16 protein-coding genes are annotated in these 15,756 nt (G+C 68.9%); 7 read left to right on the top strand and 9 right to left on the bottom strand.

Annotated features, from left to right (window positions below; translation table 11 throughout):
- Positions 1-34: 34 nt before the first annotated feature.
- From NLI01S_RS06675 to NLI01S_RS06685, 3 genes are read right to left on the bottom strand one after another with little or no spacing between them, the layout of a single operon-like run.
- Positions 35-490, bottom strand: coding sequence for a hypothetical protein (locus tag NLI01S_RS06675; protein ID WP_067600874.1), 456 nt, complete (start codon positions 488-490; stop codon positions 35-37).
- A gap of 12 nt (positions 491-502) precedes the next feature.
- Positions 503-1,279, bottom strand: a complete 777-nt coding sequence (locus tag NLI01S_RS06680; protein ID WP_067601034.1) for a PhzF family phenazine biosynthesis protein — start codon at positions 1,277-1,279, stop codon at positions 503-505.
- Positions 1,280-1,302: 23 nt separating this feature from the next.
- Positions 1,303-1,743: an Lrp/AsnC family transcriptional regulator gene (locus NLI01S_RS06685; protein ID WP_067600877.1), complete on the bottom strand. Its 441-nt coding sequence runs from the start codon at positions 1,741-1,743 to the stop codon at positions 1,303-1,305.
- A gap of 131 nt (positions 1,744-1,874) precedes the next feature.
- Between NLI01S_RS06685 and NLI01S_RS06690 the strand changes: the two genes are divergently transcribed.
- The 3 genes from NLI01S_RS06690 to NLI01S_RS06700 are packed head-to-tail and all read left to right on the top strand — an operon-like array spanning position 1,875 to position 5,295.
- Positions 1,875-2,972 (top strand): thiamine pyrophosphate-dependent enzyme, encoded by a 1,098-nt coding sequence (locus NLI01S_RS06690; RefSeq protein ID WP_067600881.1) that lies wholly within the window; start codon positions 1,875-1,877, stop codon positions 2,970-2,972.
- On the top strand, positions 2,972-3,985 hold the full coding sequence (locus NLI01S_RS06695; RefSeq protein ID WP_067600884.1) for an alpha-ketoacid dehydrogenase subunit beta: 1,014 nt from the start codon (positions 2,972-2,974) through the stop codon (positions 3,983-3,985). The genes NLI01S_RS06690 and NLI01S_RS06695 overlap by 1 nt, the downstream gene beginning before the upstream one ends.
- The gene (locus tag NLI01S_RS06700) at positions 3,982-5,295 is read left to right on the top strand and encodes a dihydrolipoamide acetyltransferase family protein (protein ID WP_223809140.1); all 1,314 of its coding nucleotides are present in this window, start codon (positions 3,982-3,984) and stop codon (positions 5,293-5,295) included. Before NLI01S_RS06695 ends, NLI01S_RS06700 begins: the two co-directional genes overlap by 4 nt.
- A 73-nt stretch (positions 5,296-5,368) precedes the next feature.
- Here NLI01S_RS06700 and NLI01S_RS06705 read toward each other — a convergent pair whose 3' ends face one another.
- From NLI01S_RS06705 to NLI01S_RS06715, 3 genes are all read right to left on the bottom strand, one after another.
- Positions 5,369-6,253 carry a hypothetical protein gene (locus NLI01S_RS06705; protein ID WP_067600891.1) on the bottom strand — a complete coding sequence of 295 codons (885 nt, stop codon included), beginning with the start codon at positions 6,251-6,253 and terminating at the stop codon, positions 5,369-5,371.
- Positions 6,254-6,967: 714 nt separating this feature from the next.
- On the bottom strand, positions 6,968-8,206 hold the full coding sequence (kynU, locus tag NLI01S_RS06710) for a kynureninase (RefSeq protein WP_067600894.1): 1,239 nt from the start codon (positions 8,204-8,206) through the stop codon (positions 6,968-6,970).
- Positions 8,207-8,267: 61 nt separating this feature from the next.
- A complete protein-coding gene (locus NLI01S_RS06715) occupies positions 8,268-9,179 on the bottom strand; it encodes a tryptophan 2,3-dioxygenase (protein WP_084392373.1) in 912 nt (303 codons plus the stop codon).
- A gap of 203 nt (positions 9,180-9,382) precedes the next feature.
- On the opposite strand from NLI01S_RS06715, the gene NLI01S_RS06720 reads away from it, so the two are divergent.
- On the top strand, positions 9,383-9,850 hold the full coding sequence (locus NLI01S_RS06720; RefSeq protein WP_067600897.1) for an Lrp/AsnC family transcriptional regulator: 468 nt from the start codon (positions 9,383-9,385) through the stop codon (positions 9,848-9,850).
- Entirely contained in the window at positions 9,847-10,149 is a 303-nt protein-coding gene (locus NLI01S_RS06725; RefSeq protein WP_067600899.1) for a DUF4031 domain-containing protein, read from the top strand. Before NLI01S_RS06720 ends, NLI01S_RS06725 begins: the two co-directional genes overlap by 4 nt.
- A gap of 54 nt (positions 10,150-10,203) precedes the next feature.
- Here the strand turns inward: NLI01S_RS06725 and NLI01S_RS06730 are convergent, their stop codons facing one another.
- Entirely contained in the window at positions 10,204-10,869 is a 666-nt protein-coding gene (locus tag NLI01S_RS06730; protein WP_067600902.1) for a response regulator transcription factor, read from the bottom strand.
- Between the two features lie 54 nt (positions 10,870-10,923).
- The gene (locus NLI01S_RS06735; protein WP_067600904.1) at positions 10,924-12,531 is read right to left on the bottom strand and encodes a sensor histidine kinase; all 1,608 of its coding nucleotides are present in this window, start codon (positions 12,529-12,531) and stop codon (positions 10,924-10,926) included.
- Positions 12,532-12,627: 96 nt separating this feature from the next.
- Here NLI01S_RS06735 and NLI01S_RS06740 point away from each other — a divergent pair, with 96 nt between their 5' ends.
- Positions 12,628-13,881 carry an MFS transporter gene (locus NLI01S_RS06740; RefSeq protein WP_067600906.1) on the top strand — a complete coding sequence of 418 codons (1,254 nt, stop codon included), beginning with the start codon at positions 12,628-12,630 and terminating at the stop codon, positions 13,879-13,881.
- 34 nt (positions 13,882-13,915) lie between these two features.
- Here NLI01S_RS06740 and NLI01S_RS06745 read toward each other — a convergent pair whose 3' ends face one another.
- The gene (locus NLI01S_RS06745) at positions 13,916-14,686 is read right to left on the bottom strand and encodes a DeoR/GlpR family DNA-binding transcription regulator (RefSeq protein WP_067600908.1); all 771 of its coding nucleotides are present in this window, start codon (positions 14,684-14,686) and stop codon (positions 13,916-13,918) included.
- A 229-nt stretch (positions 14,687-14,915) separates the two neighbouring features.
- Between NLI01S_RS06745 and NLI01S_RS06750 the strand changes: the two genes are divergently transcribed.
- Positions 14,916-15,692 (top strand): glycerophosphodiester phosphodiesterase, encoded by a 777-nt coding sequence (locus tag NLI01S_RS06750; RefSeq protein WP_067600910.1) that lies wholly within the window; start codon positions 14,916-14,918, stop codon positions 15,690-15,692.
- The last annotated feature ends 64 nt before the right edge of the window (positions 15,693-15,756 follow it).

A 15,756-nucleotide genomic window follows, 5' to 3' on the forward strand; every position in this document is an offset into this window, starting at 1 on the left:
CCCACACACCCGACACCTGCCCGACGACCCCTGGTCAGCCACCGACGGTGCCAGCGGTCTCAGCGGTACCGGCGATAGCGGCGCGGAACGCGCGGTCGTGGTCGTCGACGGGCGCGTCCTCCAGCGACGCGACGAACACCGCCACGGCCCGACCACCACTCACCCGGAGTTCCTCCGACACCTCCACCCAGTGGTGATAGTTGGGGTGTTCCATCTCGGTGCATCCCACGGCCGGGGACAGGCCGGCGATGGCCGTGTCCAGCTGCTCGGGGGTGAGCTCGTAGGTGGCGGTCCCGCAGGTGTGCCCGCAGGCACGTCCCAGGGCGATGGCGGGGAGGAGGCGCTCACCGACGTTGATCAGGGTGAAGGTGGTCTCGCCCCCTCGGTGCACGCCGACGGCGTAGGCGGCGGGTCGCTCCCAACCCGGGTGCTCCTCTTCCATACGGGTGAGACCGGCGACGATCTCGTCCCTGGTGTTCCACTGCTCCATGGGGGATCCTTTTCAGACCTTGAGGTCGCCGGTCGCGACGGAGACGGCGTGCCCGCCGATGTGGACCCGCTCACCACGCCAACGCAGCAGCAGGTCGCCACCGCGCGCGGAGGCCTGGTGGGCGGTGAGTTCGGTGCGGCCCAGGCGTTCGCCCCAAAAGGGCGCGAGCACGGTGTGGGCGCTGCCGGTCACCGGGTCCTCCGGTACACCGGAACCGGGGGCGAAGAACCGCGAGACCATGTCGTACCGGTCACCGTGCGCGGTGACGATGATTCCCCGCGCGGGGATGTCGCGCAGGCTGTACAGGTTCGGTGCCAGGCCTCGGACAATGGCTTCGTCGGCGACCTCGACGAGGAGGTCGTCGGTTCCGCCGCGACCGACCCACAGGGGCTCCACGCCCAGGTGTTCGGCGAGTCCTTCGGGGGCGTCGATCTTCTCGGCCGGTCGTGAGGGGAAGTCCAGCCAAAGCCGCCCGTCCTCGGCGGTCACGGTGAGGGGACCGCTGCGGCTGCTGAAGCGGTAGGGCCCCTCGACACCGAGTTCGGTGAGCACGTGTGCCGTGGCCAGGGTCGCGTGCCCGCACAGGTCGACCTCGACTTCGGGGGTGAACCAGCGCAGTTCACGCGTGCCGTCGGCCAGGGGTCGGGTGAAGGCGGTCTCGGAGAGGTTGAACTCGGCCGCCACCCGCTGGGCCCAGGCCTCGTCGTAGGGGCCGTCCACGACGAGTACGGCCGCGGGGTTGCCGTTGAAGGGTCGGTCGGTGAAGGCGTCGACGACTCGATATTCCATACCTTCAGGGTAGGACGTGGCGGTCACTGTAGATGTGGCTCGTCCAGGATGAACATGGTCTGGGTGCTCTTGACCTCGGGCAGGCGTTGGAGGCGTTCGAGGACGAACGTGCGCAGCGCCGCGGCGTCGGTGACGCGTACGAGGAGGAGCAGGTCGACGTCGCCGGAGACGAGGGCGGCGTGGTCGACCTCGGGAATGTCGCGCAGGTATTCGCGGAATCGCTCCCAGGAGTGCTGTTCGATGCGCACCGACACGTAGGCGGACAGGGCTGTGCCGTACTTCTCGGGGTCGATGACGACGGTGAATCCCCTGATCACCCCGTCGTTGCGGAGGCGTTCGAGTCGAGAGTAGGCGTTGGCCCGGGAGATGTGCGCGCGCTCGGCGACGGCGCGGATCGACATACGACCGTCGTCGCGAAGGAGGGCGATGATCCGACGATCGGTGTCATCCAGCTGCACGGCCATGTGTCTTACCTCATACCGTCCAGGTGATGGACATTAGATGTTCTGTATCGAGGGACACCGTGCCGGGCAATTCGTCCAGCATCGGCGTGGAGGGATCGACAATATGGGGTGATTCGGCTCATATTCAAGACATGAAGCACACCGATGAGCGAACTCGTCCGGTTCCTCCCCTGCCCTCCCAGGAACCGGTGCGCCTCGTGGACCGACACGGCGTCCGTCGCGAACACTCCTCGTTCACCGTTCCAGACCCCGCCATGCTCGCCGAACTCCACCGGGCGATGGTCATCGGACGCCGCTTCAACCAGCAGGCCGGCACCCTCGCTCGCCAGGGACGGCTCGCGGTCTACCCGTCCTCCACAGGGCAGGAGGCCGCGCAGGTGGGCGGGGTGCTCGCCCTGGGCGAACGGGACTGGCTCTTTCCCAGCTATCGCGACAGCGTCGCCATGCTCACGCACGGCGTGGACCCGGTGGAGACGCTCACCCTCTTCCGCGGGGACTGGCACTGCGGCTACGACCCGCACCGTTACCGCTGCGCCCCGCAGTGCACCCCGTTGGCCACCAACGCCTCGCACGCCGTCGGCCTCACCTACGCCGCCCGGCACAAGGGCCACGACGTGGCCGCCCTGGTCCTGATGGGTGACGGGGCCACCAGCGAGGGCGACACCCACGAGGCCTACAACTTCGCGGCCGTGTGGAACACCCCGGTGGTGTTCCTGGTCCAGAACAACCACTGGGCCATCAGCGTGCCGCTGCACCGGCAGAGCGTGGCTCCCACCCTGGCCCACAAGGCGGTGGGATACGGCATGCGCGGCTACCACGTGGACGGCAACGACGCCGCCGCCGTGCACTCCGTGGTCGCCCACGCCCTGACCGAGGCCCGCGAGGGCGGCGGCCCGGCCATCGTGGAGGCGCTCACCTACCGGGTCGACCCGCACACCAACGCCGACGCCCCGCAGCGGTACCGCGACGACGGCGAGGTGGAGTACTGGGTCGAGCGCGACCCATTGATCCGCATGGAGACGCTGCTGCGCAACGAGCAGATCGTCGACGACGGACTCCTGGAGGTCTACGAGCGCGACGCCGAACGGATCGCCACCGTGGTCCGCGACCGGATGGCGGGCGAGGACCGACTCGACCCCGCGTCCCTGTTCACCGACGTCTACGCCGAAGTCCCGCCGGTACTGGAGCGACAACGGAACGAGCTCGCCGAGGAGTTGCGGGAGGTCTGATGGCGCACACGTTCCCCACCTCCGAGACCACCATGGGCGCGGCCCTGAACCGTGCCCTGCGCGACGCCTTGGCCGCCGACCCGGACGTGCTGGTCTACGGCGAGGACGTCGGTCCCCTGGGCGGGGTGTTCCGGGTGACCGACGGGCTGACGGCGGACTTCGGCGAGGAACGCTGTTTCGACTCACCCCTGGCCGAGTCGGGGATCGTGGGCACCGCGATCGGGATGGCCGCGTACGGGCTGCGCCCGGTGGTGGAGATGCAGTTCGACGCCTTCTCCTACCCCGCGTTCGAGCAGGTCACCTCGCACCTGGCGAAGATGCGCAACCGGACTCGCGGCGCGGTGACCCTACCCGTGGTGATCCGCGTCCCCTACGGCGGTGGGATCGGCGGGGTGGAACACCACAGCGACTCCTCCGAGGCCTATTACACGCACACTCCCGGACTGCGGGTGGTCACCCCGGGCACGCCCGCGGACGCCTATTCGATGCTGCGCGAGGCCATCGACTGCGACGACCCGGTGCTGTTCCTCGAACCGAAGCGCCGCTACTGGGCCAGGGAGACCGTCGAACTGCCCGTGCGGACCGAACCCATGCAACGTTCGGTCGTGCGACGGTCCGGCTCCGACGCCACCCTGATCGTCTACGGACCCATGGTGGCCACCGCGCTGGAGGCCGCCGAGGCCGCCGCCGGCGAGGGGCGCGACCTGGAGGTGGTGGACCTGCGTCAACTGGCCCCGTTCGACGACGCCACCGTGACCGCTTCGGTGCGCCGGACCGGCCGCGCCGTGGTCGTGCACGAGGCCTCGGTCTTCGGCGGTTACGGAGCCGAGGTCGCCGCGCGCGTCACCGAACAGTGCTTTCACCACTTGGAGGCCCCGGTGCTGCGCGTGGGCGGATGGGACGTTCCCTATCCCCCGCCGAAACTGGAGGAACACCACCTGCCCGGGGTCGACCGGATCCTGACCGCCGTGGACCGTTTGCAGTGGGAGTCCGAGTGGGTGGAGGGCCGGTGAACACCTTCGAACTCCCCGACCTGGGTGAGGGATTGACCGAGGCCGAGATCGTGTCGTGGCTGGTGAACGCGGGTGACGTGATCGTCGTGGACCAGCCGGTCGTCGAGGTGGAGACCGCCAAGGCCACCGTGGAGGTCCCTTGTCCCTTCGGTGGCGTCGTCACCGAACTGCACGGAGCGATCGGCGAGGTCGTCGCCGTCGGCGCTCCGCTCATCTCCGTCGTCCCCGCCCGACCCTCCGGGGCGGGTGGCGACCCTCGGACCACCGTGCCGAGCACACGGGAGGCCCCGGACTCCGTGGGCGGCAACGGCGCCGCCGACCACAGCACGGATTCGGGTGCGGTCCTGGTGGGCTACGGCACGGGAACGGGCGCGCGGCCCTCGCGTCGCGCCGCCCGCGGGTCGGGCGGGCCGCATCGGTCAACGGCGATCGACGGCCCGTCCACGACCTCCGATGGGCCGACCAGGGTGGTATCGCCCCTGGTTCGACGGCTGGCGCGGGAGCACGGCGTCGACGTGTCCGCGCTGCGCGGCAGCGGGGAGAACGGGCTGGTGCTGCGCCGAGACGTGGAGTCACGGATCCCTTCCGCCCGACCATCTCGCACGCCCGAGGAACCCGGGGTACACCGCGCGCCGTTGCGGGGCGCGCACCGGACCATGGCCGAACGACTGTCGCGTTCACGCCGGGAGATCCCTGAGGCCACCGTGTGGGTGGATGCCGACGCCGGCGCGATGATGGAGCTACGTTCGCGACTCAACGAGGCGGCGCCGGACCGACCGGTGAGCGTGCTGGGTCTTATCGCCCGCTTCGCGCTGCTGGGTCTGGCCCACTTTCCCGAACTCAACGGTCACTTCGATACCGAACGCGGTGAGACCGTGCGCTTCGACGCGGTGCACCTGGGGTTCGCCGCGCAGACTCCGCGCGGCCTGGTGGTCCCGGTGCTCGCCGACGCGCACCGTCTCACCACCCGTGGGTTGTCGGCGCGGTTGGGTGAGCGCGCCGAGGCCGCGCGCTCCGGTTCCCTCGGCCCCGGCGAGTTGTCCGGCGGGACCTTCACGGTCAACAACTACGGGGTGTTGGGGGTGGACGGCTCGGCGGCGGTGATCAACCATCCCGAGGTGGCGATCCTCGGCCTGGGCCGGATCCTGCGTCGCCCGTGGGTGGTGGGCGAGGACGTGGTGCCGCGTCCTGTGGTGGAGCTCACCTTGGCATTCGACCACCGTGTGTGCGACGGCGGTGTCGCGGGCGGTTTCCTGCGCTGGGTGGCCGACTGCGTGGAGCGTCCCGAACTCCTGCTCGGCGACCTGTGAGAAAGGGCCGCGCGGTGTGCGCGGCCCTTCCTCTGCCCACTCTCCGGTGAACCGTCCGGGGTGGTGGTCTTGGTTACTCGTCCTTGCCACGCAGACGATCGATGATCGAGGCGATGCCGTGACGGCCCTCGCTCTGGGCCATGAGTCCCTTGCCACTGTCGTCGGTGACGCCGGCGTGGGCGCCGGAGGGACGACGGATCCAAGCGAAGGCCAACGCGATGAGGATGGCGGGGATGATCGCCAGGGTCAGCAGGCCCGCGGCCGAAGGGGTGCCTTCGGCGTTCATCAGTCCGAAACCGGACAGGTCGTTGGCCGCGGTCTCGGCGGTGACGCCGTCGTCCGAACCCTCGTCCTCGGAGGTCGCGGAAGCGGCGTCCTGCTGCTCCTCTTCCTCGGCCTCCTGCTCGTCCTGTTTCTCGGAGGAGTCCTCGGACTCTTCCTCGGCCTGCTCCTCCTCGGCCTGTTCCTCTTCGGCCTCTTCCTCGTCCTCTTCCTCCTGGGGCAGGTGCTCCTCGGGAACCGGGGCGACGGCGTCCTCGCACTTGTTGTCGGGCTGCTGGAAGGGGTGTGGGGCGCCCTCTTCACCGTTGCCGTCGCCCCACTCGGTGATGAAGTACTCGACCTCGGCGTGACCGTTGCCGCCGTTGACGACGAGGCTCTCGTCGTTCCACTCCTCGCCCATCATGTCGGCGAAGGTCTTGCCGTCGATGTCCAGGAGGACGTCACAGTCGTTGGAGGGCTCACCGGGACCGCGGTCGCCGATGAAGAACTCGTGCTGCTCACCCTCGTACTCGATGTAGCCCTCGGTACCCAACGGCCAGCTGGGGCTGGAGAAGAGCCCCTTCTGCATGGGCTCGCCACCTGCGGGAGCACCCGTGTCACCGTTGATGCCGGAACCGTCGTCCCAGAAATAGGTCGCGGTGACTTCGCCGTACTGGATGGGAGTGTCGTTGCTCATGGATTATCAGCCAGGTTGGTGACAGGGCCGAGAAGGCCGCCCAGGACAGGTCGGGGCACACGGGGGCACGCGGAGCGGCACCCGGTGGGTGAGATCAGGTCATGGGGCTTCCCGCGTCGCCTGCGGCGAACGGCGGGTGGGAACGGGGGTCCGGATCGGCTCCGCCGTAACAGCCGGCACTTGGATTCGCGCGGCTCGTTCCCTGAGACGAAAAGAAGGCCTCGTCTTCCCTTCCGGCCTGTGGCCGGTCAAGGGCTCGGCACCGGCTCGTTAAAGATCAATAACGAACCGGTCACGAAGGACACTAACCCAGCGGTTGGCAAAGTACCGAAGGATTCTGGGTAAAATGACGGTTAGTATTCGTGAAATTACCTTATGACGCCACCCGACAAAGGGCCTGAAACCACGAAAACCCCCTGGCGCCAGGGGATTCGGGGACTGAACGAAGGTGGCGAAGGGGGTCGATAGTGACCCTCGCCATAAACCGAGACGCATGGCGCGAGAGCACCGAAAACCCCTCCCAAAGCCCTCATACCGGCCGGTAGGTCACGACACGCCGCACACGTCGGGCTTGGTTTCGGAAGGTGCTGTCGTGGTAAAGGCCACGCAAGTCTGTGACGGCCCGGGGTCAGGTCACATCGATCGAGGTCCATCGGACGTAAAGAACTCCCCGGTGGCTCGTCCCACCGGGGAGTCGAATCCCGGTCATCCGGGTCAGGTCACCTGTGACCTCCGGTTGAAGCGCTCGTCTCGCCACTCACCCGACTCCACGACCTCCACCAGGTGTGCGGCCGCGTCGAAGACGTCCACGTAACGCAGGTACAGCGGCGTGAACCCGAATCTCATGACGTCGGGGGCCCGGAAGTCACCGATCACGCCGCGTTCGATCAGCGCCTGCACGATCGGGTACCCGGCGCCCTCCACCGGTTCGAGCAGGGCCACCTGGCTGCCACGACGGTCGTGTTCGGCCGGGGTGATCGAGGACAGTCCCACCGAAGCCGCACGGGCCAGGAACAGGTCGGTCATGGCCAGACTCTTGGCCCGCACCCGTGCCATGTCGGCCTTGGCCCACACGTCCAGCCCCGCCTCCAGCGCGGCGTCCGCCACCAGGGGTTGTGAGCCGCTGAGGAACCGGGAGACGCCCGGGGAGGGCTCGTATTCGGGGGTGAAGTCGAAGGGGCGGGCGTGACCGTGCCAGCCGCTCAGCGGCTGCTCCGCCGTGGTGTGGTGGCGACGGGCCGCGTACAGGAACGCGGGCGCTCCGGGACCGCCGTTGAGGTACTTGTACGTGCACCCCACGGCGAAGTCCACGCTCTGACCCGAGAGGTCCATGGGGACGGCTCCGGCGCTGTGGCACAGGTCCCAGACCACCAAGGCGCCGTGTTCGTGGGCCAATCGGGTGATGCCGGCCATGTCGCGCAGCACACCACTGCGGTAGTCCACGTGGCTCAGCAGCACCACGCCCACGTCGTCCCGGGCGAGTTCGACTGCCAACGCGGGGCCGTCCGGGTCGATCCGGCGCTGGCGGGCACCGGTCAGGGAGACGGCGCCCTCGGTGACGTACAGGTCCGTGGGGAAGTTGCCCGCCTCCCCCAACACGACCGAGCGGTCGGACAGGCGCAACGCCGCGACCAGGCACTTGAACAAATTGGCGGAGGTGCCGTCGCCGACGATCACCTCGTCGGGGTCGGCGCCCACCAACGGGGCGACCTTCGCGCCCAGGGTGCGCGGCTTGTCCCACCAACCGGCGTCGTTCCAGCTACGGATGAGGTCCCTTCCCCACTCGCGCTCGATCATGTCGGCCACCCGACCGGGGGTGGAACGCGGCAGCGCGCCCAGTGAGTTTCCGTCGAGGTAGATCACCCCTTCGGGCAGGACGAACTCCTCGCGGAGGTGGGCGAGGGGGTCGGCCGCGTCCAGCGCGGCGCACTCCTCACGGGTGGTGGGTGTCATGGGGTCCCGCTTCCTACATAGAGCCGGTGGGCCGGGGTGGTTCGAAATGTTCGGGCCGGCGTCAGACCGTGCTGCGCAGCGACCACAGTTCGGGGAAGACGTCCTTCTCGACGTTGCGGGCCAGCCAGTTCAGTCCGTTGGACCCGCCGCTTCCGGGCTTACCCCCCATGGTGCGCTTCACCGCCATCAGGTGCAGGTGACGCCACCGGGTGACCCGCTCGGCGACGTCCAGCAGTCCCTCGGCCAGCAGGAACAGGTCGTTGCCGGGACGGTCGTCCTCGTAGACCCCGAGCCAGACGCGCTCGACCTCGGCACAGGGTTCGTACTCAGCGGTCCAGTCGCGCTCGGTGACCGTGGTGGGGACCGGCAGACCTCGTCGGCCCAGCAGACGCAGCGCGGCGTCGTACAGACCGGGGCGTTCCAGGACCTCCGCGAGTTCGGCGGCCACGCCGGTCATGCCCTTGTGCGGGCGGATCATGGCGGCGGACTTGTTGCCGAGGAGGAACTCCAGCTTTCGGTAGCCGTAGGACTGGAAGCCCGAGGCCTCGCCGAAGGCGTCCCGGAACCGGTTGAACTGGGTGGGGGTCATGTCGGAGAGCAGCCCCCAGGAGGAGTTGAGCACGTCCTGGACGTTGCACGCGCCGCGAAGCGCGACCAGGGCCGCGGGTACGTCGTCGGTCTCCAGGGCGTCACGTGCCGCCTCCCACCGCCGCTGCACCTGCGGAAAGAGCAGTTCCATCACCTGGGTGGTGACGATGAACGCGGACTCGGCGGGCTCGTCGGTGCGCGGTCGCTCCAGGTCGAGCAGGGTGTCGATGCCCACGTAGTCGACGTAGGGGGTGTTGTGGTCGAAGGCCAGGGTCGGCTCGCCCTTGTTGCTCTCGGCCTTGCGGGCCCGGGCCGTCGCGGCGTCCTCCGTGCCGCCCTCGGCGGGTGCGTAGGGGCACTGCTGGACGGACGTGTTGGAGAGCATGGTCTCTATCCCTCGGGTACGGCGTGGCTTCGGTGTTCGCACGCCCTGCGGCGCCACCGGGTTCCGCCGTGCACGGCGCCGTGAACGTGAGCTCACATGATCGGACATATCACCCAGGGAAGGAATGGCCGATGGCGACGCGGATCCCCCATCGGGTTTACATTCATTACCGGAAAACGATCTCGACCTTGGGAGCGAAAAGTATGACCCCACACACTCCCCTCCCGTTGGACGGCGTTGACCAGCGGATCCTCCACGAGCTCCAACAGGACGGGCGCCTGTCGTTCAACGAGCTGTCCCGGCGCGTCAACCTCTCGGCGCCCGCCGTGGCCGACCGTGTCCGCAGACTCACCGACCGCGGGGTCATCACCGGCTACCACGCACACGTCGACCCGGCCGCCGCCGGACTGCCTGTGACGGCGTTGGTCCGGATGGAGTGCTTCGGCGCCCATTGTCTGCTGCGCGAACGGTCCTCGCTGGAGCTGCCCGAGATCCTCCAGGTCCATCGGGTCACCGGGGACGCCTGCTGCTTCCTGCTCATCGCGGTGCGCTCCATGGAACACTTCGAGGAGGTCATCGACCAGCTCGCCGAGCACGGTCGACCTTCCAGCACCATGGTCATGTCCAGCCCGGTGCCCTGGCGCGCGGTGACCGCACCGGAGGCGTCGTGAGCATCCTGGTCGACAGCCCCGTCTGGCCCGGTCCGCGCGGCTGGTGCTTCGCACACCTGGTCAGCGACGTGTCCCTCGACGAACTGCACGCGTTCGCCCGCGAGCTCGGGGTTCCCGAGCGCGCCTTCGAACGGGACCACTACGACATCCCCGAGCACCTGCACGCCCGGGCGGTGGCGCTCGGCGCCGAACACGTCAGCGGGCGCGAGCTGGTCGCCCGCCTGCGCGCCTCGGGGTTGCGCAGGCCCAAGCACCGGCGAGTGCCCGACGAACGAGGCCGGCCCTCGTCGAAGGTCTGACGCGGCCCTGGTCCGCCCGAGCCTTGGGGCCCTCCCCGGCGGGAGCGGCGCCCGTCACCGGTCGGCGTCACGTTCCACCAGGCCCGCCTCGTAGGCCAAGATGGCGGCCTGGACCCGGTTCTTCATCCCCAACCGGCCGAGGATGGCACTGACGTAGCTCTTGACGGTGCCCTCCACCACGAAGAGCCGTCCGGCGATGTCGGCGTTGGACAATCCCGTGCCGAGCAGAGCGAGCACCTCGCGTTCACGATCGGTGAGTTCGGCCAGACGTTCGGCGGCGGCGGCCTCCCTGGCCGCCCTCCCGGAGCCGATTCGGCTGATCACCTGCCGCGCCACCTGTGGGGACAGGTAGGCGCCACCGTCCGCGACGGCGTGCACCCCGGAGATGAGTTCGCGCGGGTCACCGGCCTTGAGCAGGAACCCGGCGGCCCCGTCACCGAGCGCCTGGGAGATGTACTCGTCCTCGCCGAAGGTGGTCAGGATGACGACCCGAACGTCCGGCGCGATCTTGCGGAGTTCGGCCGTGGCGGCAAGGCCGTCCATCCGGGGCATGCGGATGTCGAGCAGGGCGACGTCCGGGCGGTGGGCGAGGACGAGTTCCACGGCCTCGCGTCCGTCCGCCGCCTCGGCCACCACCTCGATGTCCGGATCGCTCTCCACGATGGCACGCACACCCGCCCGGATCATCGCCTCGTCGTCGGCGAGCAGCACCCTGATCACGAACGTTCCTCCTGGGGGTCGATGGTCCGCGGAAAGCATCCCACAATGGCCCGATCACGGTCCCCGCAACTCCTCCTTGGTGACCAGTACCCCGTCCTCGTAGCAGAGTTGGTAGAGGTCGGCGTCGGCGTCGGACGCTCCCTGATCGACCCGGTACTGGTCACAGTCGGGGTCGGGGGCGGGATCGGTGACCTCTTCGATCCGTGCCGTTTCCAGGTCGATCGGGTAGCCGGGCAGCAGGGGGGCGAGTTCGTCCCGGTCGCGTCCCACCTCGACCTCGGCGTAGTCCTCCGGGGAGAGCGTGGAGTCCGTGAGGACATCGAGGAAGAGCAGGTACCCCAAGACGACCATGGCCATGAGCAACATGATGGGAACGGCGAACAGCGCCACGGACCAGTTCCGGACCCCGCGACGGGCGTTGTCCTGGAGCCGGTCGATCTCCGCGGCGCCGTCGGTGCGGATCTCCTCGTCCGGCACCGCCTCGCCGTCCAGGGGCAGGATCGCGCACACCTCCCAGCCGTTCTCGGTGGGACCGGCCGCGAAGGTGCCGCCGGTCAGTCGGACCCGTTCCCGCAGGCCGGCGAGTCCACGGTGGCCGCTCACCGCTCCCTCGCCGGGAGCGCCCTCGGTGGCGGTGTTGGTGACGCGGACCTCCAACCTTCGGCTGTCGGTGGTGAGCCACACCGTGACCCGCGATTCCGGGGCGTACTTGGCGACGTTGGTGAGGGACTCCTGCACCACCCGGTGGGCGGCACGGTCCACCATCGGGGGTAGATCCTTCATCGGCCCCTCCTGGACGAGCATCACCCGGAGCCCCGAGCCACGGACCCGTTCGACCAACGCGACGACGCTCTCGCCGGTGGGACTGGTGGGCGCCGACCGCTCGCCTTCGTCGTCGTTGAGAACCCCGATGATCTCGCGCAGGTTCCGGGTGGCCGAGACCGCGGTCTCCCGGAGCTCGACCACCTTCTCCCGGTGCCGTTCGTCCAGGTCGCGGGCGACCTCCAAGGCGCCCGCCCGGAGCGCGATGAGGGTGAGTTCGTGGCCCAGGGAGTCGTGCATGTCGCGGGCGATGCGGGAACGTTCGCGCATCCTGGCCTGGTCGGCGGTCAGCCGTTGCTCCCGGCGTGACCGGCGGGCCTGCTCCCACCCGCCCTCGATCAATTCCACCTGTTGGCGGCGGTAGACACCGACCAGCCACGGCACGGCCACGGACAACACGGTCACCAGGAGCGAGAGGATCCAGATCACCGCTTCCTCGCCCATCCCGCTGCGCCACACGTCGGTGAACACCATGACCGCGAACACGATGAGGATCGCCACCGGTCTCGTCTTCGGGGAACGCCGTCCGGCCAGGTAGGACGCGCACGTCAGCACGACCATGTAGGCCGCGAGCAAGTTGCCGAGGATGACGGCCGCGCAGGGTGCGAGCAGCGGATGGAGTCGGCTGAGCAGTACCACCACCACCGGCCCGATGAGCGCGCCCAGGACCTGCCAAGGGCCGACGAGGCCCATCACCGACAACGCGTGCAGTTCGGCGGCCATGAGCAGGTGGAAACCCAGTGTCAGGAAGACGTCGCGTACGACCGCGCTCCGGTCGGGCCAGCCGGGTCCGGGGGTGAGGAACGGGCGTAGCCTGCCGAGGGGATGGGGGTGGTTCATGGGAGGGAACCTACACATCCGCGCGCCCGAATCGGGACTTCGGTGGACCTATCATGGGATGGTTCGCGGCCGAGGGCGAGTACAGAACGAGGGCGGATGTCACCATTTGAAACCCTGCGGCGCATGCACCGGATCGCCGGTTGGCCGTTGCTCCTCGCCACCTTCCTGGCCCGTCTCCCCATCTCGATGACCTTGATCGGGCTCCTCACGCTCGTCACCGTCACCACCGGCAGCGTCGCCGCGGCGGGTCTGATCTCGGGCGCGTTCGCCCTCGGAGAGGCTCTGGGCGGCCCCGTCATCGCCCGTTTCGCCGACCGCCACGGGCAACGCCTCCCTGTCCTGATCACGGCTTTGGTGGACACCGCCCTGATCGCCGCGCTCGTCATCGCGGTGATCGCCGACGCCCCCTTGGCGGTGCTGATCGCACTCGCCGCACTCGGTGGCCTGTGCCTGCCCCAGGTCGGCCCCATGGCACGCACCCGTTGGGTGGTACTGATCCGCAAGGGGCCCGAGCACGGCCTGGAGCGCGAACGCTCGGTGTCGGCCGCCATGTCCGTGGAGGGCGTGCTGGACGAGGCGTCCTTCGTCCTGGGCCCGGCGCTCGTGGGCATCCTCACCGTGACCATGTCCCCCACAGCGAGCGTCATCGGCGCCGCCGTGCTCTTGGGCGTGTTCGGCACCGTTTTCGCCCTGCACCCCACCGCCCCGGCCGGCAGCGCGCCGGTGCCGGGCGGCGGCGGGCGCATCCTTCGCCCGGCCCTGCTGGTGTTGACCGTCCCCATGTTCTGCCAGGGTCTGTTCTTCGGCGGGATGTCCACGGGTGTGACCGCCTTCGCGGACAACGCGGGACACGGCGACCTATCGGGGCTCATGTACGCGGTCATGGGGACCAGCAGCGCCGTGGCGGGCCTGCTGATGGCCTCGTTGCCGGTCGGGTTCACCCTGACCGCCCGCACGCGCGTGGCCGCCGCGGGGTTGGCCCTGCTCACCCTGCCGCTGTACCTGGAACACGGTCCCGCGACACTCGCCGTGACGCTCTTCGCTCTCGGTTTCGCGATCGGCCCGCACATCGTGAGCCTGTTCGGTCTGATCGAGCGGGCTGCTCCGCCCGAACGGCTCTCCCAGTCCATGGCCATCGTGCTGAGCTGCCTGATCCTCGGGCAGGCCCTGGGTTCCATGGTCGCCGGGGCCCTCGCCGACACCCACGGTCACCACGGCGCGTTCGCGCTGGGAACGGCGGGTGGTCTCGTCTCGCTGGCGGTGACCACCCTGGCGATGCGAGGGCACTGGTACAGGCGCCGGAACGAGTCGGCCCCGGAGGCGCCCGCCGCCCCCTCGTTGAGGACGTAGTCGGTGCGCCACCGGGGCCGTCGGGACCGGGAGGTTACTCGCTGGGGACGATCTGGAGACGGATCTCGCTCTCGGTGAGCTCGTCCACCGCCGAACGGGGCAGCCGGTCGTCGGTGACGATCAGGTCGAACTCCTCCAGACGGGCCACTCGGAAGGTGCCGAACTTGCCGTACTTGGTGCTGTCCACCACCAGGACGCTCTTGGAGGCGATGCGCAACAGCTCCTGCTTGGCGATCACCTTGGCCTCGGACGGGGTGGTGGAGCCGCGGTCGACGTCCCAGGAACTGCTCGCGATGAACGCGAGGTCCACGTTGACCTTGCGCAGGAAGTCCGCGGTGAACTGGCCGACCGAGGAGTGGTCCGAGTGCGAGACCACGCCACCGGTGTGGATCAGCTCGATGCCCGGGTACTCCATGAGGTGGCCGACGACGTTGAAGTCGCTGGTGATGACGGTCAACCCCACCTTGTCGGTGAGTAGCGGCACCATCTGCAACGTGGTCGTGCCCGCGTCCAGGTAGATGGTGAAGTTCTCGCGCACCAGGTCGGCGGCGGCGCGCGCTATGGCGCGCTTGGCGGGAACCTCCAGCTGGGCCTTGGCCAGGTAGGAAGGTTCGCTCTTGAGACGGGCGGCCAGGCGCACCCCGCCGGTGACCGACAGGACCTTGCCGTCGTTCTCCAGGGCCTGGATGTCCCGGCGCACCGTCATGTGGGACACGGACAGCATCGACGTGAGCTCGTTGATACTCAGCACATGGCGCTCCTGGAGGAGTTTGAGGATGTGCTCTCGCCGTTGGTCCGGAATCATCGTTCGCCTCACACTCGGGGCCTGCCTGAGGGTGCCGTGCCATCACGACACCCGATAACAAAGTTTCCCAGTTCCTCGCGGTCGGAACGGACCGACGCGACGTGACAACGCTCGCACTGGGCCCGTATGGGACCCGTCCATGCGTCCACAAGCCCGACGGGGACGGTCTTGGTAGGCGTTTTTCCTGTTTGCGCCACGTGCGGCGCCGGTTTTTGCGACCCTTGGACACATGACGTTGTCCATCGCACTACGCGGAGACACCGCACGCTACCCGGGTAACACGCTGCCGGCCCTACGTTCAGCCTTGCGCGGCGGGGTCGACCTGGTCAAGATCGACGTCCACCTGACCGCGGACGGGTATCCCGTCCTGGTGGACGAACGTGTCGTGACCGTCCCGGGTTCCCAGGCTCGCCAGGTGGGTGAACTGACCCTGGCCGAGCTCGCCGCCGCTCGCGAGGACGTGGAGCGGCGTGTCCCGACACTGATGGAGGTCCTGGCCGAGTTCTGCGGCCGGGAGGCTTCCCCGCTGATGATCGACGCGCTCACACCCGAGGCGGCCCTGGCCGCCGACAAGGTGTTGCGCGAACACGGTTTCGTCGACCAGGCCCTGTTCACCGGACCGGTGGAGGTGCTCCGGGCGCTGCGCGAGCACGGCCCGAGCACGCGGCTGATGTTGGCCTGGGATCTGCCGGGGACCCCACCGCAGGACCTGCTGCGTTCACTGCGTCCCACTTTCCTGGGCACCCACCACACCCTGTTGGACCGGGAAACGATCGGTGAGATACACCGTTCCGGTCACCGGGTGGTCGCCTGGACCGTGAACGAATTCCCGGAGATGGCACGGCTCATCGGAATGGGAGTGGACGCTCTGGCCACCGAACGCGTCGATGACCTGGTGTCGTTGACCACCGGCCGGGCGCAGGCGCCTCCGATACCCGTAGAAGCCGATTCCGGTGCCCTTCCCCCCGTTGCCCCCGGGGCGGCCGGCCAGAATCGGGTTCCCTGAGGATCCGCAGGTGTCAGGGGTGGAGGGAGGGGTCCGTCCACCCCTGACAAAAACACCGAAAGGA

Origin of the sequence: Nocardiopsis listeri NBRC 13360, from assembly GCF_001570765.1 — a bacterium.
GTDB classification, from domain to species: domain Bacteria; phylum Actinomycetota; class Actinomycetes; order Streptosporangiales; family Streptosporangiaceae; genus Nocardiopsis; species Nocardiopsis listeri.

What these genes read in the sequence shown, in the direction of transcription:
- NLI01S_RS06720 (WP_067600897.1), top strand. Translation starts at nt 9,383, where the DNA reads ATGACCCCACACACTCCCCTCCCGTTGGACGGCGTTGACCAGCGGATC.
- NLI01S_RS06715 (WP_084392373.1), bottom strand. Translation starts at nt 9,179, where the DNA reads ATGCTCTCCAACACGTCCGTCCAGCAGTGCCCCTACGCACCCGCCGAG.
- NLI01S_RS06680 (WP_067601034.1), bottom strand. Translation starts at nt 1,279, where the DNA reads ATGGAATATCGAGTCGTCGACGCCTTCACCGACCGACCCTTCAACGGC.
- NLI01S_RS06750 (WP_067600910.1), top strand. Translation starts at nt 14,916, where the DNA reads ATGACGTTGTCCATCGCACTACGCGGAGACACCGCACGCTACCCGGGT.
- NLI01S_RS06695 (WP_067600884.1), top strand. Translation starts at nt 2,972, where the DNA reads ATGGCGCACACGTTCCCCACCTCCGAGACCACCATGGGCGCGGCCCTG.
- NLI01S_RS06740 (WP_067600906.1), top strand. Translation starts at nt 12,628, where the DNA reads ATGTCACCATTTGAAACCCTGCGGCGCATGCACCGGATCGCCGGTTGG.
- NLI01S_RS06675 (WP_067600874.1), bottom strand. Translation starts at nt 490, where the DNA reads ATGGAGCAGTGGAACACCAGGGACGAGATCGTCGCCGGTCTCACCCGT.
- NLI01S_RS06745 (WP_067600908.1), bottom strand. Translation starts at nt 14,686, where the DNA reads ATGATTCCGGACCAACGGCGAGAGCACATCCTCAAACTCCTCCAGGAG.
- NLI01S_RS06735 (WP_067600904.1), bottom strand. Translation starts at nt 12,531, where the DNA reads ATGAACCACCCCCATCCCCTCGGCAGGCTACGCCCGTTCCTCACCCCC.
- NLI01S_RS06705 (WP_067600891.1), bottom strand. Translation starts at nt 6,253, where the DNA reads ATGAGCAACGACACTCCCATCCAGTACGGCGAAGTCACCGCGACCTAT.
- kynU (WP_067600894.1), bottom strand. Translation starts at nt 8,206, where the DNA reads ATGACACCCACCACCCGTGAGGAGTGCGCCGCGCTGGACGCGGCCGAC.
- NLI01S_RS06690 (WP_067600881.1), top strand. Translation starts at nt 1,875, where the DNA reads ATGAAGCACACCGATGAGCGAACTCGTCCGGTTCCTCCCCTGCCCTCC.
- NLI01S_RS06685 (WP_067600877.1), bottom strand. Translation starts at nt 1,743, where the DNA reads ATGGCCGTGCAGCTGGATGACACCGATCGTCGGATCATCGCCCTCCTT.